Raw genomic sequence first — 22,436 nt, 5'->3', positions numbered from 1 at the left:
AGCGGAGTGATAAATCGACATTCCAATATCAATTCTTTCGCATTGATAATGGATGATAATAAATATCACTATTGCTCCAGCAGTTGGACAGCGGAATGGGCGATGGCGAGGTCTACGCGGCAGCCGGCCGAGAGCTTCTCGAGGCGGGTCGAGCGGATCATGGACTTCAAGGTGATCCCGCCATCGACGAGCATCCAGGCCTCGATATAGGCGCCCAGATTGACGACCTTCTGGACGGTACCTGTCAGGCGGTTTGCCGGCTCGTCGAGAGCCCCTGCCGCCTCTGCGAGCCTGACGGCCTCCGGTCTGATGCAGCAGAAGCGCACATTGTCAGGAGCGACGTCGTCTCCCCGCGCGGCTGTGAGCACCGCCTTTCCCGCGCCGAGGGATACCTTCAGGTTCCGATCGGCCCCGGGCTCTGCGGATGCCGGGAGGATATTGGACTTGCCGATGAAATCCGCCACGAAGGAGGTCCTAGGGCTGCCGTAGATGTCCGCGGGTGCTCCTTCCTGCGCGACCACTCCGCCCTGCATGACGATGATCCGGTCGGACATGGCCATCGCCTCTTCCTGGTCATGTGTGACATAGATGAAGGTCATGCCGAGATCTTCCTGGATCTCTTTCAGCTCGACGCGCATCGCTTCCCGGAGCTTGAGGTCAAGGTTAGAGAGCGGCTCATCGAGAAGCAGCACCGACGGCGAGGGCGCAATCGCCCGAGCGACCGCGACCCGTTGCTGTTGGCCCCCCGAAAGTTCCTTCGGATACCGATCCTCAAAGCCCTCGAGATGGACACTTTTCAAGGCTCGTGAGACACCGTCGGCGATTTCCTCGCGGGGACGGCCCTGCATCTTTAGGCCAAAGCCGACATTCTGGGCGACCGTCATATGCGGGAAGAGTGCGTAGTTCTGGAAGACCAGCCCGATTTTCCGGGCTTCCGGCGGGACGCCTTCCTGATCGCGACCGCGAATTCGGATTTGTCCGCTCGAGGGCGCTTCAAATCCGGCGATCATGTTCAGGGTCGTTGTCTTGCCACATCCGGACGGGCCAAGAATGCTGACGAATTTTCCCTTGGGGATGGCAAGGCTGATATCGTCGACGATGCGGTTTGCACCAAACTGCTTGCTGACGGAAAGGAGTTCAATATCGATGGTGGTCATTTGCTACCCCCGTGGAATTGGGCGGAGAAGCCGCCGATCTTTTCGAAAAGGATGATTGCGCCAAGGATGAAGAGGAGTGACGCGACGTTCACTGCTGCAAGCACCGGATCCAGGCTGTATTCGAGATGGTTAATGACGGTAATCGGAAGTGTCGTCTGGCCGGGTCTGACCAGGAAGACGGACAGCGGGATGTTGTTGAAGGAAATGATGAAGGCGAAAGTCATCCCCGAGAAGAGGCCGGAGCGAATCAGCGGCAACAGCACATATCGGATCCTCTGCGTGACACTGGCGCCCAGTATGCGTGCCGCGCGGTCAAGTCGCTTGTCGAAACCGAACATCGCGGTGGCCGCCATGCGCACGACGTAGGGCAACGTCAGGATGATGTGAGCCATGACAAGGCCGGGCGTTCCGAGCAGATCGTAAAGTCCAATCGAGGACAGAAACAGGACGACTGCCACGCCCTTGACGATTTGCGGGACCGACATGGGTGACAAGAGGAGCGCCATGATGGCGGTGTGCCCCGGACATTTTGCGTAGGCGACGCTGTAGGCCCCAAGGACGCCGAGCAGTCCGCTTGCGAGCGACACGATGACGGCAAGTTCGACGCTGAGTAGAAACGGATCGAGCCAACGGCTGTCCCAGAGCGCCGCGTACCATTGCAAGGTCCATTCGCTTGGCAGGAACGTCACGGCCGAAGTTGGACTGAACGAGGCCGCGACGACGACCACCAGCGGAAGGGTGATGAAGGCAAGAATGGCGGCAAGCGCCGTCCTGAACAGATATGTGAGCAGTCGGTTCATTGGAGCCTCCCGACATTAAAGGTGAAGTTTTTGGTGGAGGCGCGACTCCAGCCTGGATCCGATGAAGCCGGCGGCCAGCATCAGGATGAGCAGAACGTTCGCCATCACCGCCGCGAAGGGCCAGTCGAGATAGAACAGCACCTGCTCGTAGACCATTGTGGCCATGACTTTGAAGCCGGCGCCGCCAAGGAGGGCCGGGGTCGCATATGCGCTTGCGGCCATGGTGAAGCCAATCAAGAAAGAGCTTACGATCCCCGGCACGGAGAGCGGCAGGATGATGTGCCGGATAACAGCAAGACGTGACGCGCCAAGAATTTGCGCAGATTTTTCCAGATTGGGGTTGATACCCTGGAGGCTCGTCAGAAGCGACAGCACGCCAAACGGCAGGATGACGTGAGTAAGCCCAACCACGACGCCGAAAAGGTTCTTCGACAAGGGCAAGGGTTCCGTGATCAATCCGGTCCATATCAGCGCGGAATTGATGAAGCCGCGATCTTCGAGAATGATGAGCCAGCCATAGGTGCGAAGCACGACCCCCGCCAATTCCGGCGCAATGGCAAGCGCGAAGATGACCGTTCGCCAGCGCGACGTGGCGCGTGCCAGATAGTAGGCGAGGGGATAGGCTAGGACGGTCACGCAGAGCGCAACGAGGCCGGACATCACGACGGTGCGGGCCAGGCCAGCAAGGACCAGGTCGTTGCTGAAGAAGCGGCTATAGCTCGCAAGTGTCGGGCTGCCCTCCGTCTGACTTTGAAAGCTGATCCCGATCATCATGCCCATCGGTATCGCGAAGAAGAGCACCAGGACGAGCGATGGGGCTATGAGCGGCAGAAGTCCCTTGACAGGGACCACAGCGCGCAGCGGCTTTGTCGGAGTGGAGCAAATTATGACGGCCATGATCTACCTCACTTGGCCGCCGCGACGACATCACGTTCCCATCGTTCGCCCCAGGCGGAGAGCCGTGTCGCGACCGCAGCGAGATCGGGCAATAGAAGGGCCTTCAGATCCGCCTCGGTGGTGATCTGCTTGGCACGGATATCGGCGGGCACCTCGATGTCGATCCTACCGCTGCCGACCTTGTAGCCGGTGACCCATGCCTCCTGGCTGGATTTCTCGAGAAAGAAGTTGACGAACTTGAGAGCGGCGTCTCGGTTCGCCGCGTGCTTCGGCACGTTCAGGGTTGCGACCAAGGGGATCGAGCCTTCCTTCGGCAGAACATAGTCGACCGGCAAACCGCTATCGACGAGCAGCTGCGCGCGTCCGTTCCAGAAAGGCATCGCCCAGACGTCGCCCCCTTTGAGGTACGTTTCCATGACCGAGGATGATTGCTCAAAGCCGATCGACTGCCCGGCGAGCTTGGCCATGGCGGCAAAGCCGGGATCGATGTTCTCGAGCAGATCTCCACCATGGGCGACCGAGAAGATCTCCATCAGGTAGGCGGCCATCACGTTTTGGAATGTCGGCAGGATGATCTTGCCCTTGAGGCCATCATCCAAAAGCGCGTTCCAGGAATTTGGACGCTCTGCCAGCTTGTCCGTCCGGTAAAGAAGCGAGAGATACTGCACTTCGTGAACCGCGCCGCAGGGACCAGCAACGCCGGCAATCACCGATGACAGATGCTCAAGATTGGGGACCTCCTCTGGTGAGAATTCCTCAAGCAGGCCCTCCTTGCACCCTTCGAGCGATTGAGAAGCGGTCATTACGACGACATCGAAGCCAGGGCGGCCGTTGGTGGCCTTGATCTTGGCGTAATCCTGGGAGGCCGAACCGACGGCGTCGTAGATTACCTTGATCCCGAACCTGGCCTCGAAAGGCTCAATGATCCGCTCCCGAATGATGGTTTCGTACGGCCCGCCATAGCTGTTGACGATGAGAGTTTCGGCGTGGCCGTTCGCAGCCAAAACCATTGATACGATCGCGGGCGCGCACAGCGCAGTGTACCTCATGACGATCCCCTTTGTTGGTGTTGTCGGTTCGGTGACATTGCGCCCGCCAGTCTTGCGATCTCCAATATTGATTTCCCGGTATTGATACGGAAATCATATCAATCGTGTTGCATTCGCTGAGCTGGCGGACGGCTTGCATCGGATTCGGTCTTGAGTGCCTCAAGCTCTATGAATCCGAGCGTTGGGTTTATGCGCGCTGCCACAGGCAGCCGCTCCGTCACCCCGGCTGGCAGATTTCGTTGATCAGGTTTGGATTGGATTTCAGGGATTTGAAAATATGAAGCCAGAACCGGTAATGGCTTTCGCGATTGAGGTCCCTGGCCTCGAACGCGCGCTTGGCCGCGGCGGTCACCGCGTCGCAGCCGTAAAACTCCATTGCAAGTTCCACAGCCGCCGCCACCGCGACGTCATGTTGTGCATCCGCCTCGTTTGACGGTTCCAGTACATTCTTCAATGGCTTCGACATGGCGACTCTCCTTTGAGAGTCCGGCGGGGGAAATGTGGCCGGACGGTCTCACAGCGAAGATCGCGTCGTCCGGAAACACACGGTGCCACTCATATCGAGCAGGTTGAATCTTAGCTTATTTCCCGCTCTGGGAGAAGTCAAAATTCTCCGCCGACATCGTTGATCGATCCCTTGGAGGCCTTTGGGCCAATCCGGAAGAGATCCTGGCGTAGCTACTTTGGCTGCTCGCCTGACGAATTTTATTCGTAACTCACGATTGCCGTGGCAGGATGTGGCGGCGGTTGATGGTCGCGGGGCGGCCCTTGATGGACAGGGCCGTATCGCGCTTTTCGCGTTCGGCCACGACCTTGCCCTTCGCGACGACACAAATCCGCTCGGCGCGCAGGCGCACCGCCTCGATGGGGTTGCCTGCATCAAGTACGACGAGGCTTGCGGATTTGCCCACGGCTAGACCGAGATGATCGAGGCCCATGATCTCGGCATTGATCTTGGTGACCATGTCGAAGCAGGTGCGCATGTCTGTGGGCGAGGACATCTGGGCGACGTGCAATCCCATGAAGGCGACGTCGAGCATATCGGCTGTACCGAGGGAATACCAGGGATCGAGCACGCAATCCTGACCCCAGCCGGTGCGGATGCCGGCCTTCAGCATCTCGGGCACTCGCGTCAGGCCACGGCGCTTAGGGTAGGTGTCGTGGCGCCCCTGAAGCATGATGTTTATGAGTGGATTGGGGATCACTGAGATATCGGCTTCCGCAATCAGCGGCAGCAGCTTCGAGACGTAATAGTTGTCCATCGAATGCATCGAGGTAAGGTGCGAAGCGGCCACCCGGCCTTGCAGGCCGAGCCTCTGGGTCTCATAGGCAAGCTGCTCGATATGGCGCGACAACGGGTCGTCCGTCTCGTCACAATGCAGGTCGACCATCAGGCCGCGCTTGACCGCGATCTCGCATAGTTCGGTAACGGAACGCGTGCCGTCGGACATGGTCCGCTCGAAATGCGGAATACCACCAACGATGTCGACGCCCATGTCGAGGGCGCGGATGGTGTTCTCGCGCGCATTCGGCGAGCGATAGAACCCGTCCTGCGGGAAGGCGACAAGCTGGAGGTCGATATAGGGCGCGATCTCCTTCTTGACCTCTAGCAGCGCTTCCACCGCAAGAAGGCGGTCGTCGCATGTATCGACATGGGTGCGGATGGCGAGGAGGCCCATCGATACCGCCCAGTCGCAATAAGCTAGCGCCCGCTGCTTGACGGCCTCGTGGGTCAGGAGCGGCTTGAGTTCGCCCCACAGCGCGATGCCTTCGAGCAGCGTACCTGAGGCATTGATACGTGGCAGGCCGTAGGACAACGTTGCATCCATATGGAAATGCGGATCGACAAAGGGCTGACTGACGAGGTCGCCCGAGGCATCGACGACACGACCAGCCTCGGCATCGATGCGTGGCTCGATCGCGGCGATCCTATCGCCCTTGATGCCGATGTCGGCGACGTTTCCATCGGGCAGCGTGCCACCTTTTACGATCAGGTCAAAACTCATCTTTCGCCTTTCTGGTACGGGATCATCAAAGCTTTGGGATATGCGGCACGACGTGCGACCAGGATCAGCGCCAGGATCGACAGCGCATAGGGCATCATCAGGAAAACCTGATAGGGCACGATGCCACCCGATATCTGCTGCAGGCGAACCTGATAGGCATCGAAGGCGGCGAAGAGGACGGCGCCGATCAGCGCCTTTCCTGGCCGCCACGAGCCAAAGACGACCAGTGCGATGCAAATCCAGCCGCGTCCATTGATCATCTGGAAGAAGAACGAGTTGAAAGCCGAGGTGGTGAGAAAGGCGCCGCCGAGCGCCATCAACGCGCTACCGACGACAACGGCGCCCATGCGGATGCCAGTGACCGAAATGCCCTGCGCTTCGACCGCTGACGGATTTTCGCCGGCAGCACGAACGGCTAGACCGATGGGCGTGCGATAGAGGATCCAGGCAACCGCTGCAACCGAGATGAATGCGAGATAGGTCAGTGGCGTCTGGGTAAACAGCGCCTCGCCAACGACCGGGATGCTGGACAGGCCCGGGACCGGCAAGGGCTGGAACGGCTCGATTTTGGGCGGCGACGTCACCTCGGGCAGCGCAAGGCGATAGACGAAATAGGTAAGACTCGTGGCAAGCAGCGTAACACCGATGCCGACGACGTGTTGCGACAGGCCAAGTGGTACCGTGAGCGTAGCATGCAGCAGGCCGAACATGGCGCCGAAAAGGGCAGCGACCAGCAAGCCGGCCCAAAGATCGCCGCCAGAATATACGGTAAACCAGCCGGCGAAAGCGCCTGCCGTCATGATCCCCTCGATGCCGAGGTTAAGAACGCCCGCGCGCTCGCAGATCAACTCGCCCATGGTCGCGAAGATCAGCGGGGATGCTATGCGGATTACGGCAACCCAGAAAGAGGCGGTGAAGAGGATTTCGAGCGCGTCCATGTCACCTCCACCTGATCCGGAATCGCGTCAGAAGGATCGCGACAACCATCGTCAGTAGCGAGGTGGCGACCATGACGTCGGCTATGTAACTCGATACCTTGGCCGCTCGGCTCATGGCATCGGCGCCGACGAAGATGCCGGCGACGAAGATGGCAGCGGCGATGACGCCGAGCGGATTCAGCATGGCCAGCATAGCGACGACGATGCCGGTGTAGCCGTAGCCCGGCGACAGGTCGAGCGTCAGGTTGCCTTTGAGCCCAGAGACTTCGGAAAAACCCGCAAGAGCGGCCAATCCCCCCGAAAGCAACGCCGTCTTCATCAGAGTGCGGTCGACCAGAATGCCAACAAAACGAGCGCCCTCGGGATTGAGGCCGACGGCGCGCATCTCGTAGCCGAGAACCGTCTTTTTCATGACGACCCAGATGAGGACGGCCGAAGCAAGCGCGATGACGAAGCCATAGTGCAGCCGCTTGCCCTGGATGAGGCGCGGCAGTTGCGCTTCGGCAATAACCTTCTGCGATTGCGGCCAGCCGAGCCCCATCGGATCCTTGAGCATACCTTCGAGTAGCATAGATACGAACAGCAGGACGATGAAGTTGAGCAGCAACGTGGTGACCACCTCGTCGACGCCGAAACGTGTCTTCAGCATGGCTGGGCCGAGCAAAAGCAACGCGCCTGCGGCCATAACGGCGACCATGATTACCGGGACGAGAACGACCGAAGGCAGGGGCAGTGCGCCGGTTCCCAGCGCCACGGTGACGACGCCACCGATGTAGAGTTGGGCTTCTGCGCCGATGTTCCAGAGCTTTGCCCGAAAGGCGACAGCGATCGCCAAACCCGTGAAGATCAGTGGCGTCGCCCGGGTCAAGGTCTCCAGGAAGGCGAACTGTGAGCCGGCCGCCCCCTTCGCCACAAGATAGAAGACGGACAGTGGGGAAGCGCCGGCGGCGAGAACCAGTATCGACGTCAGCACCAGCGTGGTGCCTATGGCCGCCAGCGGAAACAGTAAGGTGATCGCCAAGGACGGTGAGGGTTTCGGTTCAAGCCGCATGATCGTCGCGCTCCCCGTTGTGGCCTGCCATCAGTTCCCCCAGTTCCCGAATGCTGCGTTCGCCCCTTGCAGAGGGCGTGGAAAGGCGCCCCTTGAACATAACGAAGATGCGGTCGGACAATGCCAGGACTTCCTCGAGGTCTTCCGAAATGAGCAATATCGCGGCGCCCCGATCTCGCGCTGAGAGCAGCATGTGGTGAACATAGGCGACGGCGCCGACATCGAGGCCGCGTGTTGGCTGACTTGCTAGGATGACCGCCGGGTCGGCATCAAGGGCCCGGCCGAGAATGAGCTTCTGCATGTTGCCGCCTGAGAGTAGGCGTATGCGTGCCTCGGGCGAAGGGCATTTGACGTCGTAGTCGGCAATGAGTTTCTCGGCGAAGCGCCCGGCGGCTTTCCAATTCAGGAAGCCCATGCGGCTGAACCGAGGGCTTCGGTAGCGTTCGGCGATGACATTCTCCGTCACGCTCATGTCGCCGATGCTGCCGATAGCATGGCGGTCTTCCGGAATGCGGGCCACACCATGGGCGAGCGCGGCGCGCGGCGACCAGTCGACGACTTCCTGTCCCGCAATGGAAATGCTGCCGCTGGTTGGACGCAGTATGCCGGCGATGAGGGCAGCGAGGACAGTCTGACCATTGCCGGCAACGCCGGCAAGGCCGGTGATTTCACCGGCTGTGAGTGTGAGCGACACCTCGTCGAGGCCCGCCCCGTTGTACGGCGTTGCGGAGACCTGTTCGAGTGCCAGCAGCGGCCCTCCCAGTCTCAGCGGGCTGACCGTCGTTGGCTTGACCTCCCGGCCAACCATGAGTGCCGCCAATTCTTTGCGATCGGTCGACCTTGTTTCGCGCTCGCCGACGAGCTGGCCGGAACGCAGAACCAGCACACGATCGCTAACAGCCATCACTTCGTGTAATTTATGAGAGATAAAGATGATCGACAGGCCTTTCGCGACGAGCAGCTTCAGCGTCCGGAACAATGCCTCAGTCTCGACGGGGGTTAAAACGGCCGTCGGTTCGTCCAGGATCAGGATGCGGGCCTCGCGATAAAGGGCTTTTAGGATCTCGACGCGCTGGCGCTCGCCGACCGAAAGGCTGGAGATGGTAGCCGCGGGATCGACGGAGAGGCCGAAATCAGCGGACAATTGCTCGATGCGCCGTCGCGCTGCGGTCCGGTCAAGGCGCGGGCGCCAAAGGCTCTGCGTACCAAGCGCGATGTTTTCCAGCACGGTCATGTTGTCAGCAAGGGTGAAGTGCTGGTGGACCATGCCAATGCCGGCGTCAATGGCTGCACGCGGATCTCCCGGTGGAAGCGGCTTGCCAAAGGCCTCGACAGTTCCCTCGTCGGCGACATAGTGGCCGAAGAGAATGTTCATCAGAGTCGTCTTGCCGGCACCGTTCTCCCCGAGAAGTGCGATGACTTCGCTCTGCTCGAGGTCGAAGGAAATGGCGTCGTTGGCCCTGAGCGGGCCGAAACGCTTGCTGATGCGGGAAAGACGAAGAGCGGGTTTGCTAGACACGTCGGCGACCGGAAGACGAGTTGTGGGGGGCTTCCTTTCTCGTCCAAGGAGAGAATGGTCGCTGTCGGCGAGGGGTTATCCCTCGTCCGGCACTACCGACCATCTCTCCGATGAACGCGAGGAAATGGTTAGGTCGACTTCGGCTCGGCGTCGTTGATCTCGACCGTGAACGAACCGTCCTTGATCATTTTTTCCTTCTCCGCGACCTTGGCCTTGATGGCGTCCGGAACCTTGCTGTCGAAGGTGCCGAGAGGCGCCAGCGAACAGCCGCCGTTCTTCATGAAGGAATAGATTCCGTAGTCGTCAGCCTTGAACGCGCCTGCCTTCACTTCGCTGATCGCCTTGTCGAGCGTCGGTTCGAAATGCCACAGTGCGGAGGCGACAACGGTGTCCGGGTAGTCCGCCTGGGTATCGATAACATTGCCGATGGCCAAGACCTTCTTCTCCTTGGCGGCGTCGGACACACCGAAACGTTCGGCATAGAGCAAGTCCGCACCCCCATCGATCTGGGCGAATGCGGTCTCTTTGGCCTTTGGCGGATCGAACCATGAGCCGATGAAGGCGACCTGGAATTTGGTATCCGGGGCCACTTCCTTCACGCCGGCCATGAATGCGTTCATCAGCCGGTTGACCTCCGGGATCGGATAACCTCCCACCATGCCGATGTTCTTGGACTTCGTCATTGCGCCGGCGACAAGGCCGGACAGATAGGATGCGTCCTGGATATAGTTGTCGAAAACCGAGAAGTTCGGAACGGCGGCATCGGGCTTGAAGCTCGAGCCCATCAGGAAGGCGACATCCGGATAGTCTTTGGCAACCGCGCGGGCAGCATCCTCGACGCCGAAGACCTCGCCCAGGATCAACTTGTGACCCGCCTCGCAATACTCACGCATGACGCGCTCGTAATCGTTGTTCGCGGTGTTTTCCGAATAGACATATTCGATGTCGCCACGATCTTTGGCTGCATTCGCCGCCTTGTGGATACGGCTGACCCACTGCTGCTCGACCGGAACGGTGTAGATGGCCGCGACCTTTATCGGGTCCGCAGCGAGCAGACGGTTCGGCAGACCCGCTGCGGTCACCACGGCGGATGCGCCGACAGCTTTGATCAGGGTTCTTCTGGAAATGGCAAAATTGAAGGAATCGCTATGCATTAAGTTCCCCTCTGATTGATTGCGCGTTTTGCGCGTCTTTTTTACCACTTGGTCAATGTAGGGGAAGTTGGAGATTGCAGCAATTGGGTGTGGTACGCCTTCGGATCGGGGGAGCCTCGGCGTCGATAACCTTCGGGAACGGCGGGTTGCGGGCGGTTTTTGGTTTCGGTCGGCGCTGAGGGGGAAACGCCTCCCTTTGGGAGATGAGGAACCCGTAGGCGGCGATGCAGAGGCTGGCATGATGATGGAAGCCTCGCCAGCCTCGGCCCTCGTAATGGCCGAGGCCGAGTTCCTGCTTGAGCTCCTGATAATCGCGCTCGATGCGCCAGTGCAGTTTTGCCGTGGCAACGAGATGCTCAAGCGAGGTGTTGGCGGGCAAGGTAGACCGCCAGTAATTGAGGGCTCGTATGCCCACCAGGGCGAGAGGTTCGTTAGTCCTTCGACCCTAAGCGGTCATTTCGAATATCGCCCGATGCATGCTACCGCTTGGCCGCTGGCGCGGGTATTATCGGCGTCCCAATCTGCTCGATCGACTGATGGACGGACTCCACGGCGCTGGAGCCTCCATCTAAAGACGAAACGGACAAACATGCGTCCTCTGCGGAGAGGAGTAAGGAAGCGATTGCGATGAAGCATCTCAGTGAAGCGGGCCGACGAACCCTGGGAGGGATTGCAGAGCGGTACGGGGTAAGCTTCGGCGCGGTAGAGCACCTTCTGATGGCGATTATCGCCGGACAGGGGACACAGGCCCAGTTCAACCATCCCGATCTGGGTGGGATGGGGCAATGGTCGCAGGGCGGCATGATCATGGTCGGCGACATGTTCAACAATGCGCTGAAGGCGAACGTGGCAGGAATTTGTTCCGAGCTTGCGGCCTTGGTGCACGGCATGGATTTGCTGGGCCCGCAGACGTCGCGCCAGTCCCAATATCAAGGTCAAGGCGGCGGCGTCAGCCTGTTTGTGCCTGGCGCGCTGTCGGCTGGGAACTGGTGGCCCGAGGAGCTCGGACATCCTGCCTCGACCGGGGTGCAGAATGACCTACGCTATGCCTTTTTCCCGACAACCCGCCGGCTGGCGATCGATGTCGGCGGCCGGGTTATGGTCTATGACACGAAAGACCATCACATTGGCGGGTTCTCGCAGCAGCAAAGCGGTGACCAGTCGCTGAGCTTTACGTCTCAGTATGGTCTGGTGAAAATTTCGGAACTGGATGTGGTGCGGCAGGGCGGCAAGGAACCGGCGGACACGCCGGGTACAAGAACATCCGCCGCCACGGCTGCGCCGTCGATATTCGCATCGACCGCGTCCGAACCCGCCGAGCCACAACAAGCGGCACATCCAGCGCCGGAGGCGGTTCGTTCGGATGAGGACATCTTCGACAAGATCGAACGCCTCGCGGGACTTCATGCGAAAGGCATTCTCACGGATCAGGAATTCGAGGCCAAGAAGTCGGAGTTGCTCAGCCGACTATAGCGTCCGATGAACAGGGCTTGCCACATGGAGGTGAATGGAAGGCTTTCCATCGAGCCGCGCCGGGCAATGGCGACCGTCAATGAACCTCCGACAAAACCACAATCCGATTGAATTCGCGCTCACTCATCAAAACCCATCTCATCCTGCGTTTCCCGATCGCCTGACAAGCGGGGAGTGGGACAATCCGGATTCGACGCTTCTGCATAGCGTCCTTATCCGACCCAGTGCCGACCTTCCTCGCCGGTTCGCAACGACAGGGACGGGCTCGAAGCAGTCTTTGCCCCATTGCATATCAGACGGCTGCACAGGCTCGAACTTTGGCCTTCACCTTGGCCAGTCAGCAGCGCTTCGCCGAGAACGCCGCTTCGGGTCTGCGGAACGTTCCGGCCCAACACTTTCGTGGATTCTCGGCTAGCGATCCACTACTCTCTCAGGTGGGAGGAAATCGATGTGGAACGCCGCCTCGCCGCCATTATGGCCGCTGACGTAGTTGGCTACTCGCGTCTGATCCGGACTGATGAGGACGGCACACTCGCGGCGCTCAAGGCGCTGCGGACTGACCTGATTGGTCCGAGGATCGCGGATCACCATGGTCGCGTCGTCAAGCTCATGGGGGACGGATTGCTGGTCGAATTCGCCAGCGTCGTGGAGGCGGTGCGCGCCGCTGCCGAGATGCAGCAGGCGATGGCTGAGCGCAACGCCGCCGTGTCGGAAGAGCAACGCATCGAATTCCGCGTCGGTATCAATTTGGGCGATGTGGCCATTGATGGCGAGGACATCTACGGCGACGGCGTCAATGTCGCCGCCCGCCTGGAGGCGCTGGCTGAAGCAGGCGGCGTCTACGTTTCGGAGGCGGTGTATGACCAAGTGCGTGATCGACTCGAGTTGCGCTTCGAAGACCTGGGAAAGCAGCAGCTCAAAAACATCGACCGGCCGGTGCGCGTCTGGCGCTGGCTGCGGGACGGCATCACGCCGACGCCCAAGGCAGTTCAGGCGGAGCAGCCATTGCCGGAGAGACCGTCGATCATAGTTCTCCCCTTCAACAACATGAGCCGCGACGCCGATCAGGAGTATTTCAGTGACGGCATCACGGAGGACATCATCACTGACCTCAGCAAGGTCTCCGGTCTCTTCGTCATCGCGCGCAATTCGGCATTCGTCTACAAGAACCGGGCGTTCAGCGTCCCTCAGGTTTGCCGCGAGCTCGGCGTCAAGTTCGCTCTCGAAGGCAGCATTCGCAAGGCTGGCAACCGGGTTCGGGTCACCGCCCAGCTAATTGACGGTTCGAGCGGCGGCCACATCTGGGCAGAGCGCTATGACCGCGAACTCACCGATATCTTCGAGGTCCAGGACGATATCACGGAGCAGATCGTGGCTGCTTTGAAGGTCACGCTCAGCGAAGCGGAAAAATCGCGCAACATTGATAGCGGCACAAAGGACATGGATGCCCATGATCTATTCTTGAGAGGGCGTGAGCTGATCCGCGGCGTCAAAAAAGATCGTGAGATGTTCGATCAGGCGACCGCGTGCTTCCGCCGGGCGATCGAACTCGATCCGAACTACGCCGCCCCTTATGCGGGTCAGAGCATGGCGTATGTCCTGGATTTTCAAAACCGCTGGAGCGACACGCCCGAGACGTCTCTCGACCAGGCCGAGCGCTTCGCCAGCGCGGCGATCGCCAGGGACGACCAGGATCCTTTCAGCCACTACGTCGCTGCTTTAGTTGCCTGCTTTCAGAAAAATTACGAGCGATGGGCTCATGAGGCCGATCGGGCCTTGTCGTTCAACCCCAATTACGCGCCAGCGCTCAATCTCCGGGGCCTCGTACACGTCTATACGGGAGAGCCGGCGAAGGCGATCCCGTATACGGAACGGGCGATGCGCCTCGATCCGGCCTTCGGGCACCAGTACGTGCACTTTCTCGGCACGGCCCATTTCGTGATGGGCGAGTACGAAAAAGCGGCAGCCCTGTTCAGGGATCGGATCGCCGTCAGTCCGACCACAGACCTGTCGCGCGCATTCCTCGCCTCAGCGTTGGGCCATCTGGGCAAACTGGATGAGGCCCGCGAGGTTTGGCGGGAGCTCAAAGGAATCAATCCGAGATACTCCCCCGTAGAGCATATCGGCCGCCTGCCATTCCGGGACCCCGCGGATGCCGAGAAGTTCATCGCTGGCTTGCGAAAAGCAAGCTTGGCGGAGTGACCCGGCTACAGACTCTGTTACCAATAGTTACCCTCTCGTCGAGAGAACTTGGCCGTAGCGACAGTCTATTCAGTTTCAGCTAACTGCGAATCCGCTAAAGGCCGCTTCGGGTTGACCTTTTACGTTCCTCGCAGGTCGCGAGGATGGAACTCTGCTATATGGAACCGTTGGCGGAATGACTTGTTGCTAACTACGGGCTTCCGCTTCGGGCCCATTGCCGACTTCGAAATGTAGCCGTAGGTTGTGCAGATCATGGAGCTCCTCGAATGAAATCCAAGGTCGTGGTTGGGAGACTTTTGGAGTCCAGGATCATGCGTTGTCCAGACGCGTGAGCTGCGGAGCCGGAAACTGGACCTCCTATCCGGATAAAGGGACATCAATGTTTCTGATCGACCGTGAACTTGAGGCACTCACCGCCTTTCGGCGCGACCTGCACCGCCGGCCGGAGGTGTCGGGCGAGGAGCGGGAGACGGCGGATACGATCGTCGTGGCGCTTGACGAGACGAAGCCGGACGCTGTTGTCACCGGCCTTGGCGGGCACGGCGTGGCGGCGATCTATGAGGGCAGAGAGCCGGGGCCGACGGTGATGGTGCGGGCCGAGCTCGACGGGCTGCCGATCGAGGAGATCTCGGAGATCGGCCATCGCTCGGAGATCAAGGGCAAGGGGCATCTCTGCGGCCATGACGGGCACATGACGATCCTGATGGCGCTGGCCAAGGGGTTTGGACGCGAGCGCCCGGCGAGAGGCCGCGCGATCCTGATGTTCCAGCCGGCGGAGGAAAACGGCGCGGGTGCCGCGGCCGTGCTCGCCGATCCGAAGTTTTCGGCAATCAAGCCGGACCTCGTCTTCTCGCTGCACAATTTCCCCGGCATCGGCCTTGGCCATGCGGCCCTTCGCACGGGGCCGGTCAATTGCGCCTCGCGCGGCATGCGGATTTCGCTGTCCGGCAAGACGGCGCATGCCTCGACGCCGGAGGATGGCATTGCGCCGACCTTCGCGATGGCCGCGCTGCTTTCCGGGCTGACGGCGCTCGGCAACAACGGGCCGCTCGACGAGACCTATACGCTTGTCACGGTGACGCATGCGCGGCTCGGCGAGGCGGCCTTCGGCATCAGCCCCGGCTATGCCGAGATCTGGGCGACGCTCCGGACACTGACCGACGAACGCATGGCCGATCTCGTGGCCCGCGCCGAGGCACTGGTTGCCAGGGAGGCGGAGGTTGCCGGGCTGAAGGCGATGATCGGCTACGAGGACGTGTTCCACCAGTGCAGCAATGCGGAAGCGGCCGTCACTGCGCTGGAACGGGCGATGGACGAAGAGGGCGTTAGCCACGATCATGGCGAGGGCGTGCTGCCGATGAAGGGATCGGAGGATTTCGGGCTTTTCGGCCGCGTGGCGCCAGCGGCGATGTTCTTCCTCGGCGCCGGCGAAAACCATGCGCGGTTGCACAATCCGGACTATGACTTTCCAGACGATCTGATCGGCATCGGCGCCAAGGTGTTCATGCGGGCGATCCGCAACGAACTGGGGTGAGGGCGGCTGGCGATCGCTTGCACGGCGGGCGTCGTGGCGGCACTTTCCGAAATGCCGCAATTGCGGATGGAAGCGGTTTTCACACCTTCCCGGAGTTGCCGTTGAAGGAGCAGGGAATGAGGCATTCCACTTTTCGCGTCGCACTTTGCCTGGCACTAGCCATAACAGGGATGACCGCCGCTCACGCGGCGGATGCGCCCGGCGCGGATGCTGTTCCCGGAACGCGGCAGACCGAGAACGCCAGTTTGCAGGCCTTCATCAAGGCCAATCCGGATTGCCTGGAATTCACCGACCAGTGCTCGCATTGTGCGGTCGTCAACGGTGTTGCCGAATGCTCGACGGCGGAGATCGCCTGCATCAAGCGAGAGAACCATTGCACCAGGCGAATCGCTGATTGATGCATCCTGACGTCTATCAGTTCCTCGTCGCTGACGAAGTCCTGAGGCGCGGCACTATGGACGCTGCACAAATGTGGGGCGTCCGACGTCATCGGCGATGTCAACGACGTCTCCGGTATGGTCAAGGGCGACCCCGAGGTTGATCGCCCCCGGATCTCGTTTCAACGCATGCCTACATGCTGTGCCGACATGTAGGCATGCGGAAGCTAGGCTGAGCCCCGTTCCAATTCCGTCAACCGCTCTTGGCAGATCGCCTCGACAAGGCGTAGTAGATGCTCTGCTCGTTCGAGGAGCCAGGCAAGCGCTTCCTCGGTGATTTCGAAGTGCTTCGAGTAGCGCGCCTTTACATAGGCCTCGTTGAGAATGTTGTACCAGGCGCTGAAGCGATGCTGATCACGCGGCCAGGCTTCGACGAGCCTATGGTCACGATCCTCAGCGAGGCCACGGAGAAATTTGATATTGTGTGACGGTGGGCTGTAGTTGGTAAAGGTCAGCAGGAACGTTGCGTACGCTGTTTCGATAGACTGATGCAATTGAAATGCCGCCAACCGAACATTTCCGCGTTCGACAAGCAACTTGGCGATGTCCCTGAAGTCCTTGGAATCGGGAAACCGCCTATTAAAATGCTCGTTCGCAACCCTGAGCGCGTCGGCAGGCGAGAGTCGTTTCGGCTCCGCCAATGGCCGGTCGTCGAGCTCGTAAAGCACGATGCCCTCGCGCAGAATATCGACGAAGAAATACTGCCCGTCCGCAAGGAAGTTGTTCACCTCCCGGGCGCCATGGACGATCAGCCCAACCGGCGTCGAGACCCCCTTATCCCACATTAGACGGTCGCTCGCCTTGTCCCATATGTGGACGGCTCCCATTTGCAAGTGTTTTCTGCAGATAATTTTGATCGGATCGCTTGCTTCCATATGTGCGGCCTTTGGGTGTGGCCGCACATGACCACTGGCCAAGATGGTTTCCGCGACGCGAGTTCCAAGCAGTATTTCGACCTTTAACGGCCATTGGGACAAACGGAGCATCACGCGTCTTGGATCGATCGATCACACCATCTGCTTCCTTCTTGCAAGTTCACGCATCAACTCAATACAGCAGCGGTCATTCTCTGCTCATCGTGATGGCCGATCTGTCATGCCGCCAGCGCTGCGGCCTCCTGCGGGATATCTTGGGGTTGTCTTCGGTACGCTTCCCCGCTGACCATCAGCTTCCAGGCGATCCGGGCGATCTTGTTGGCCAGCGCCACCGCAACGAGTTTTGGCTTCTTGCGTTGGAGGAGCTCAAGGAGCCAGGGAGAAGCATTCTTACTCCGACCAGTGCGAACCGGCTGAAGAACAGCGGTTGCACCCGCCACCAGCACACTTCGTAACATCTCATCACCGGCGCGGGTGATCACACCGAGCCTGACTTTGCCCGCCGTCGAATGATCTCTTGGCGTCAGGCCGATCCAGGCGGCAAAATCACGTCCGGATTTAAACATCGCCGGGTCGGGGGTTTTCATCATCAGAAGCGAGGCGCCGATCGGTCCGACACCAGGGATTTCCGCCAGCCGTTTGCTGCATTCATCAGCGCGATGCAGGGCCATCAGCTGTCCATCGACGGTTTTGATCTCGGCAAGCAGCTCGCGATATTCCTCACCCTGCATGGCGAATAGCTCGCGTGCCAGTTCCGGTAGAGACTGATCGGTGGCGATCCGCTCCAGCAATGGTTCGATCCGGCAGATGCCCTTGGCGGCGATGACACCGAACTCCATCGCAAAGCCGCGGATAGCATTAGCAAGCTGGGTGCGATTGCGGATCAATCTTTCCCTCACTCCGACCAGCATCAAGGCTGCCTGCTGATCGGCGGTCTTCACCGGCACGAAGCGCATGGTCGGCCGGCTCATCGCCTCACACAATGCCTCTGCATCTGACGCATCGTTCTTGCCGCGCTTGACATAGGGTTTTGCCAGTTGCGGCGCGATCAGCTTCACTTCGTGCCCGAACGAGCTTAGCAACCTCGCCCAGTGATGCGAACCGCCGCACGCCTCAAGCGCAACAGTGGTCGGCGGCATCTTCTCGAAGAACTTCACCATTTCCCTGCGTGACAGTTTCTTGCGAAGCACCGGCAGCTCGCTCGCATTCACACCATGCAATTGGAAAACGTTCTTTGACGTATCCATACCAATTCGAGTAATCTGTTCCACGGACGGTCTCCCTCGATTGAGCTTTCAACGAACTCATTCTGGCACATTCGATGCCGTTGGGAGCCGTCCACTTCAACAGTATTGCGGTTCTGCGAGCTTCTTCGAATTGACGATGACGAGGATATCGTAATCCGAGCGATAGCCCTTCATCGTATGCGGTTCGTCAACAAAGGTGCCGCGGGCGTAGGAGCCGAACAGGATGATCTTCAGGATCCGCCCGCGCTTCTTGAAGTCGGCCGAGCCACCTTCGAGCGCATCGGCAAATTCCTCGTGGATGATCTCCACAACGCGGGCAAGCTCGCGCTGCTTCTTTTCCGGAAGGTGTTCGAGGCTCGTTTTCATGTGCAACCGATAGGATAAAGACGATTCGCCGTCTACTGCAGGAATTCATGGGTTTCACATTATTAAAATATAACAGATTGATCTAATTTGACGATTAATGGATGATCTGTATCCTTGTGGAATGGCTTGCGCGGATGCAGAGGACAGGCGAATGGAACTCCGTCAAATGAGATGTTTTGCAACCCTGGCCGAGGAGTTGCATTTCGGTCGCGCCGCGGCCACGCTCTCCATGGCGCAGCCCGCCCTTAGCGTGCAGATACAAACGTTGGAAAAAGAGCTCGGCGTGCAGCTTCTCATCCGCTCTACGCGTCGTGTTCAACTAACCAAAGCCGGCGAAGTTTTTTACGAGCGGTGCATCAGTGTTCTGCGGGAGATCGAAAACAGTTCCGCTGTCGTCCGGGCCGTTGCGGGCAAGAATGTCGATCGGATCACCATCGGAACCATATATCCCGCGACCTTCGGTGTCTTGCCGCTTTTTCTGAACAAGCTCGGCAAGCGATTTCCCGATATTCAGATACACGTGAGCAGCGGTTCCACGGATGCAATCATCCGCGACCTGGAGAAGGGCCGTATCAACCTTGGCTTTATCCGGCCGGTCGAAAACATCGGATCGCTCCGTTGGCAGAGCATCGCCAACGAACGATATCTTCTGGCGGTGCCACTTGGCAGCCGGCTTGAGACGGCGGAAACCGTCACAATGAACGATCTGAAACAGGAGCGGATCATCTCTTTTTCCCGCTCGAATCTCTCTTACACGGAAAAGTACTTCTTCGAGCAGTTCAGAAAATTTGGCCTGCTCGATCAGGTTGCCTGTAGTTGTGACGACACGCTCTCCTTGGTTTCGCTGGTCGCGGCCGGGATGGGCGTAGGTTTCGTGCCGGAATGGACCAGGGATTTGCCCCACCAGTCGTTTCGCCTTCGGGAAGTGGAGGGGGTGGATTTCACGATCGGCATGGGGCTTGCCTGGAACAAAGAGGACCCTACCGCGAACCGTGAAGAGATCGTAGAAATTGCCCGCACGCTGGCAGCGGCATCAAGATCGCTTAAAGCTGTGGGCGACCATTCCGGAAGAAACAACACCAAGCGCCCTCTGCCGGCACATGGCGATTAGGTAAGTGGCAACGTAGGCCGCCAGAGGTTGGCAACGACGGTCGTTGGACCTTCATACTGAAGGCGAGTTGAGACAGGAGCACAACTCGCCGACTGCTTCCCAAAAGGTCCAGAATGTTGCCGGGCCGAGCATTGTTTCAGTAAGACGAGAGGAAAAAAAGGAGGAGAAGGTGAAGAGCTGGTTTCAGAAGCTAACCGATGTTTCCACCGTGGCGCGTACCAAGGAGATGTTCAACGAAGCGCTCACCGAGCTCGCGGAAGAACTCGGCTTCGAGTATTACGCCTACCTTAATCTTCAACCAATCGGAACATTCGCCGTTTCGAATTATCATCCCGAATGGCAGGATTGGTACTTCGCCAAGAGCTTCAACGAGATCGATCCCGTAATCCAGATTGCCAGGGCCACAATGAAGGTGTTCACCTGGTCGTCCGAAAATTCAAGGACTGTCAGATCGAGGCGCGTTCGGCAGTTTTATCTGGACGCCGCCGGTTTCGGCATTCGGTCGGGGATCAGCATTCCAGTCGCGACTGCGTTCAGACGTATAGCAATGCTGACCATGGCCTCACACAAGCCTTCCCTCTCGCTGAAAGGGGATATCGATCCGGTAGCGGCCGCCATGGCGGTCGCCCAGCTTCATGTGCGGATCGAGCAAACGAACATTGAACCTACAGCAAGACCGAGCATCGGCTTGACCGCTAGGCAGGCGCTTATGCTCAAGTGGGCCTCCGAGGGCAAATCCATGAGAGAAATCGCCGACATCGAGAACATGAGCTACTGGAACGTCAACTTTCACATGAATAATGCGCGCAGGAAGCTTAATGCCTACTCGCTTCCGCAGGCGACGGCTTTGGCGACGAAGCTAAAGCTGATTTGAAGGCAAACGTTTCGCCGCCAAGCATCTGAAGTCGAAGTTTTGAGGAGTACAGATGAAACAGGCGGAGAATAAGCGCGCGGAGCTTCTACGGACGATCTCGCGTGAACGGCTTGAGGCACTTGTGCTCGAACGCACCGAGATAGACGAGGGTTTTGCCCTTTGGCTCGATGCCAGATTTGCGGCTTCGGTGGCTGACGAGGCAAGCACGCCGCTCGATCCGGTGCCGTATCGTCGTCGCGCCGAAGCGCTTTTCTCTTCGACCGGTTCCGGACGGCATCGGCACAGTTGGGGCGAGCGGGCTGCGGGTATCGATCAAGCGGCAATCGAACAACTGATTGACGAGGCTGAACCCTTTCTTGCCGCAGGACGCGGCGCCAATGCATTGACGATCTTGATGCCCGTGGCCTCGGGGCTGGCCGCATATTGGCCGGAAAACGCCGATTGGGATGAAACGCTGCACGAGTTCTTTCCCCGGCTTGATCAATTGATCGCTCAAGCCGCCCTCATGGATGGTGTCTCACAGGAGGCGCGCGATGACCTCGCCGGCGAGCTGGCCGACTGGCAGGGCGAACTCGCAAAATTTGGCGCCGACGATGCCTTTGCTACTGCCATTGCAGCTTGCATGCAGGGCTGGGACGAGCCAGGCCTTCAGGCGACGCTCGCAGGGCTTGGGCAGAGCTGGCCGCCTGGGGGAAGTAGCGATCCGCTCGATGACGATCTGACACGGGTCCGACTTGCCGCGCTCGAAGCCATGGGGCGTGGTGAGCATTTCCTCAACCTTTCCCGTGCGGCGGGGTTTCATTGCGACCATGTTGTGAAGCTGGCGCAGACGGGGCGTGTCGATGAGGCGGTCGCGCTCGCCCATGTGCGCCTAACCACACATGGTGATGTCTTGCGGCTTGCCGAGGCCGTCGCTGCAGTTGGCCAGCTGGAAACCGCGATCGACCTTGCGGCCTGGGGGCTGTCGCGAGACGGGCGCGGCGAAGGTGAAGAAAATTGGCGTCACAGGACGGGCAGGGCATTGCTGGCCCGCTGGCTGCGCGAGAAGGCGCATGAGGCGGGCAATCGGGACATGATGCTCAGGGCAGCGCACATAGCCTTCGAAGAAAGCCTTGCTCGTGAAGACTTCCGCGTGGCCGAGAAACTCGCCGGACCGGCCGACTGGCCCAAGTTGCGGGAGATGCTGCTGGCGGCACTGATGGCGGCTCCTTACGCCAATGAGCGGATCGAAATCTTGCTCGACGAGGACTTGGTCGCCGACGCCGTTGCTTGCATAAACCTGCAGGAAACGCGCTTCCTTAGTTCGCGTGACCCGACGCTGGGTCGGCTTGCTGAACGGGCATTGGCGGATCACCCCGATTGGGTGATTGTCCTTGCGTGCCGCATGGCCGATCCGATTCTGTCTGAAGGAAGATCAAACCGCTACGAGGCGGCCGCACTGTGGCTCGGTATTGCCGCACGCGCGCATAAGGTTTGCGGACGGTCCGGCCAGTGGCTTGCGCACCTCGATGCGCTCATCGAGCAGCACCGGCGCAAGCACAAGCTGCGACCGCTACTGGAAGGGCTGCGGCGAACGGCCAAGTGAATAGCGTACCTCTTGGGAATCTGCCTTGTAAGTGAACGCGATGCCGGCGTTCGCCCGACGGCCGTCGAAAAGCAGATCTGGATGGCCGAATTGAAGTTTTGGGCCCCCAAACCAACGCCCTCTTGGAAGGTCACGAAGCTGCTCGAAGTTGCTGCGCCAAA

The 22,436-nt window shown here is 59.6% G+C and carries 19 protein-coding genes and 2 pseudogenes; 7 read left to right on the top strand and 14 right to left on the bottom strand.

What is annotated here, in order from left to right:
- Positions 1–68 precede the first annotated feature (68 nt).
- The 11 genes and pseudogenes from BHMPCIPO_RS27780 to BHMPCIPO_RS33200 form a co-directional block, all read right to left on the bottom strand.
- Entirely contained in the window at positions 69–1,157 is a 1,089-nt protein-coding gene (locus BHMPCIPO_RS27780) for an ABC transporter ATP-binding protein (RefSeq protein WP_173519934.1), read from the bottom strand.
- Positions 1,154–1,957, bottom strand: coding sequence for an ABC transporter permease (locus tag BHMPCIPO_RS27775; protein ID WP_173519933.1), 804 nt, complete (start codon positions 1,955–1,957; stop codon positions 1,154–1,156). The genes BHMPCIPO_RS27780 and BHMPCIPO_RS27775 overlap by 4 nt, the downstream gene beginning before the upstream one ends.
- Positions 1,958–1,972: 15 nt before the next feature.
- Positions 1,973–2,737: an ABC transporter permease gene (locus BHMPCIPO_RS27770; RefSeq protein WP_246304699.1), complete on the bottom strand. Its 765-nt coding sequence runs from the start codon at positions 2,735–2,737 to the stop codon at positions 1,973–1,975.
- A gap of 125 nt (positions 2,738–2,862) precedes the next feature.
- Positions 2,863–3,903, bottom strand: a complete 1,041-nt coding sequence (locus BHMPCIPO_RS27765) for an ABC transporter substrate-binding protein (protein WP_173519931.1) — start codon at positions 3,901–3,903, stop codon at positions 2,863–2,865.
- 217 nt (positions 3,904–4,120) lie between these two features.
- Positions 4,121–4,369: a Y4oE-related protein gene (locus BHMPCIPO_RS27760; RefSeq protein ID WP_173519930.1), complete on the bottom strand. Its 249-nt coding sequence runs from the start codon at positions 4,367–4,369 to the stop codon at positions 4,121–4,123.
- 250 nt (positions 4,370–4,619) lie between these two features.
- On the bottom strand, positions 4,620–5,909 hold the full coding sequence (locus BHMPCIPO_RS27755) for an amidohydrolase family protein (protein ID WP_173519929.1): 1,290 nt from the start codon (positions 5,907–5,909) through the stop codon (positions 4,620–4,622).
- Entirely contained in the window at positions 5,906–6,847 is a 942-nt protein-coding gene (locus BHMPCIPO_RS27750; RefSeq protein ID WP_173519928.1) for an ABC transporter permease, read from the bottom strand. The genes BHMPCIPO_RS27755 and BHMPCIPO_RS27750 overlap by 4 nt, the downstream gene beginning before the upstream one ends.
- Before the next feature lies 1 nt (position 6,848).
- On the bottom strand, positions 6,849–7,898 hold the full coding sequence (locus tag BHMPCIPO_RS27745; RefSeq protein ID WP_173519927.1) for an ABC transporter permease: 1,050 nt from the start codon (positions 7,896–7,898) through the stop codon (positions 6,849–6,851).
- Positions 7,888–9,417, bottom strand: a complete 1,530-nt coding sequence (locus tag BHMPCIPO_RS27740; RefSeq protein WP_173519926.1) for an ABC transporter ATP-binding protein — start codon at positions 9,415–9,417, stop codon at positions 7,888–7,890. Before BHMPCIPO_RS27740 ends, BHMPCIPO_RS27745 begins: the two co-directional genes overlap by 11 nt.
- 128 nt (positions 9,418–9,545) lie before the next feature.
- Positions 9,546–10,571, bottom strand: a complete 1,026-nt coding sequence (locus BHMPCIPO_RS27735) for a BMP family protein (RefSeq protein WP_173519925.1) — start codon at positions 10,569–10,571, stop codon at positions 9,546–9,548.
- 41 nt (positions 10,572–10,612) lie between these two features.
- A pseudogene (locus BHMPCIPO_RS33200) lies at positions 10,613–10,965 on the bottom strand (transposase); the annotation flags it as partial.
- A gap of 233 nt (positions 10,966–11,198) precedes the next feature.
- Between BHMPCIPO_RS33200 and BHMPCIPO_RS27725 the strand changes: the two are divergent.
- From BHMPCIPO_RS27725 to BHMPCIPO_RS27710, 4 genes are all read left to right on the top strand, one after another.
- Complete coding sequence (locus BHMPCIPO_RS27725) at positions 11,199–12,044, top strand: SHOCT domain-containing protein (protein WP_173519924.1); 846 nt, start codon at positions 11,199–11,201, stop codon at positions 12,042–12,044.
- 444 nt (positions 12,045–12,488) lie between these two features.
- Positions 12,489–14,246, top strand: a complete 1,758-nt coding sequence (locus BHMPCIPO_RS27720) for an adenylate/guanylate cyclase domain-containing protein (RefSeq protein WP_173520214.1) — start codon at positions 12,489–12,491, stop codon at positions 14,244–14,246.
- Positions 14,247–14,625: 379 nt separating this feature from the next.
- Complete coding sequence (locus BHMPCIPO_RS27715; RefSeq protein WP_173519923.1) at positions 14,626–15,780, top strand: amidohydrolase; 1,155 nt, start codon at positions 14,626–14,628, stop codon at positions 15,778–15,780.
- A 101-nt stretch (positions 15,781–15,881) separates the two neighbouring features.
- Positions 15,882–16,178, top strand: coding sequence for a hypothetical protein (locus BHMPCIPO_RS27710; RefSeq protein ID WP_173518219.1), 297 nt, complete (start codon positions 15,882–15,884; stop codon positions 16,176–16,178).
- 206 nt (positions 16,179–16,384) lie between these two features.
- Here BHMPCIPO_RS27710 and BHMPCIPO_RS27705 read toward each other — a convergent pair whose 3' ends face one another.
- From BHMPCIPO_RS27705 to BHMPCIPO_RS27695, 3 genes and pseudogenes are all read right to left on the bottom strand, one after another.
- Positions 16,385–17,044 (bottom strand): HEPN domain-containing protein, encoded by a 660-nt coding sequence (locus tag BHMPCIPO_RS27705; RefSeq protein WP_246304697.1) that lies wholly within the window; start codon positions 17,042–17,044, stop codon positions 16,385–16,387.
- A 266-nt stretch (positions 17,045–17,310) separates the two neighbouring features.
- Positions 17,311–18,363: an IS110 family RNA-guided transposase gene (locus tag BHMPCIPO_RS27700; protein WP_173516469.1), complete on the bottom strand. Its 1,053-nt coding sequence runs from the start codon at positions 18,361–18,363 to the stop codon at positions 17,311–17,313.
- A 78-nt stretch (positions 18,364–18,441) separates the two neighbouring features.
- Positions 18,442–18,705 (bottom strand): annotated as a pseudogene (locus BHMPCIPO_RS27695) (nucleotidyltransferase domain-containing protein); the annotation flags it as partial.
- 151 nt (positions 18,706–18,856) lie between these two features.
- Between BHMPCIPO_RS27695 and BHMPCIPO_RS27690 the strand changes: the two are divergent.
- The 3 genes from BHMPCIPO_RS27690 to BHMPCIPO_RS27680 all read left to right on the top strand — a co-directional run bounded on the left by BHMPCIPO_RS27690 (position 18,857) and on the right by BHMPCIPO_RS27680 (position 22,275).
- Complete coding sequence (locus BHMPCIPO_RS27690; RefSeq protein WP_173519922.1) at positions 18,857–19,816, top strand: LysR family transcriptional regulator; 960 nt, start codon at positions 18,857–18,859, stop codon at positions 19,814–19,816.
- 169 nt (positions 19,817–19,985) lie between these two features.
- The gene (gene traR, locus BHMPCIPO_RS27685) at positions 19,986–20,690 is read left to right on the top strand and encodes an autoinducer-binding transcriptional regulator TraR (RefSeq protein ID WP_312033068.1); all 705 of its coding nucleotides are present in this window, start codon (positions 19,986–19,988) and stop codon (positions 20,688–20,690) included.
- Positions 20,691–20,742: 52 nt separating this feature from the next.
- Positions 20,743–22,275, top strand: a complete 1,533-nt coding sequence (locus BHMPCIPO_RS27680) for a hypothetical protein (RefSeq protein ID WP_173519921.1) — start codon at positions 20,743–20,745, stop codon at positions 22,273–22,275.
- Positions 22,276–22,436: the final 161 nt, after the last annotated feature.

The organism is Ensifer sesbaniae (genome assembly GCF_013283665.1).
GTDB lineage: Bacteria > Pseudomonadota > Alphaproteobacteria > Rhizobiales > Rhizobiaceae > Ensifer > Ensifer sesbaniae.
Note: the sequence above shows the minus strand (reverse complement) of the source record. Positions and strands in the feature narration are given on the sequence as shown.

Coding starts and splice junctions, on each gene's coding strand:
- BHMPCIPO_RS27760 (WP_173519930.1), bottom strand. CDS start 4,369: ATGTCGAAGCCATTGAAGAATGTACTGGAACCGTCAAACGAGGCGGAT.
- BHMPCIPO_RS27745 (WP_173519927.1), bottom strand. CDS start 7,898: ATGCGGCTTGAACCGAAACCCTCACCGTCCTTGGCGATCACCTTACTG.
- BHMPCIPO_RS27690 (WP_173519922.1), top strand. CDS start 18,857: ATGGAACTCCGTCAAATGAGATGTTTTGCAACCCTGGCCGAGGAGTTG.
- BHMPCIPO_RS27735 (WP_173519925.1), bottom strand. CDS start 10,571: ATGCATAGCGATTCCTTCAATTTTGCCATTTCCAGAAGAACCCTGATC.
- BHMPCIPO_RS27725 (WP_173519924.1), top strand. CDS start 11,199: ATGAAGCATCTCAGTGAAGCGGGCCGACGAACCCTGGGAGGGATTGCA.
- BHMPCIPO_RS27755 (WP_173519929.1), bottom strand. CDS start 5,909: ATGAGTTTTGACCTGATCGTAAAAGGTGGCACGCTGCCCGATGGAAAC.
- BHMPCIPO_RS27705 (WP_246304697.1), bottom strand. CDS start 17,044: ATGGGAGCCGTCCACATATGGGACAAGGCGAGCGACCGTCTAATGTGG.
- BHMPCIPO_RS27775 (WP_173519933.1), bottom strand. CDS start 1,957: ATGAACCGACTGCTCACATATCTGTTCAGGACGGCGCTTGCCGCCATT.
- BHMPCIPO_RS27780 (WP_173519934.1), bottom strand. CDS start 1,157: ATGACCACCATCGATATTGAACTCCTTTCCGTCAGCAAGCAGTTTGGT.
- BHMPCIPO_RS27770 (WP_246304699.1), bottom strand. CDS start 2,737: ATGGGCATGATGATCGGGATCAGCTTTCAAAGTCAGACGGAGGGCAGC.
- BHMPCIPO_RS27680 (WP_173519921.1), top strand. CDS start 20,743: ATGAAACAGGCGGAGAATAAGCGCGCGGAGCTTCTACGGACGATCTCG.
- BHMPCIPO_RS27715 (WP_173519923.1), top strand. CDS start 14,626: ATGTTTCTGATCGACCGTGAACTTGAGGCACTCACCGCCTTTCGGCGC.
- BHMPCIPO_RS27765 (WP_173519931.1), bottom strand. CDS start 3,903: ATGAGGTACACTGCGCTGTGCGCGCCCGCGATCGTATCAATGGTTTTG.
- BHMPCIPO_RS27750 (WP_173519928.1), bottom strand. CDS start 6,847: ATGGACGCGCTCGAAATCCTCTTCACCGCCTCTTTCTGGGTTGCCGTA.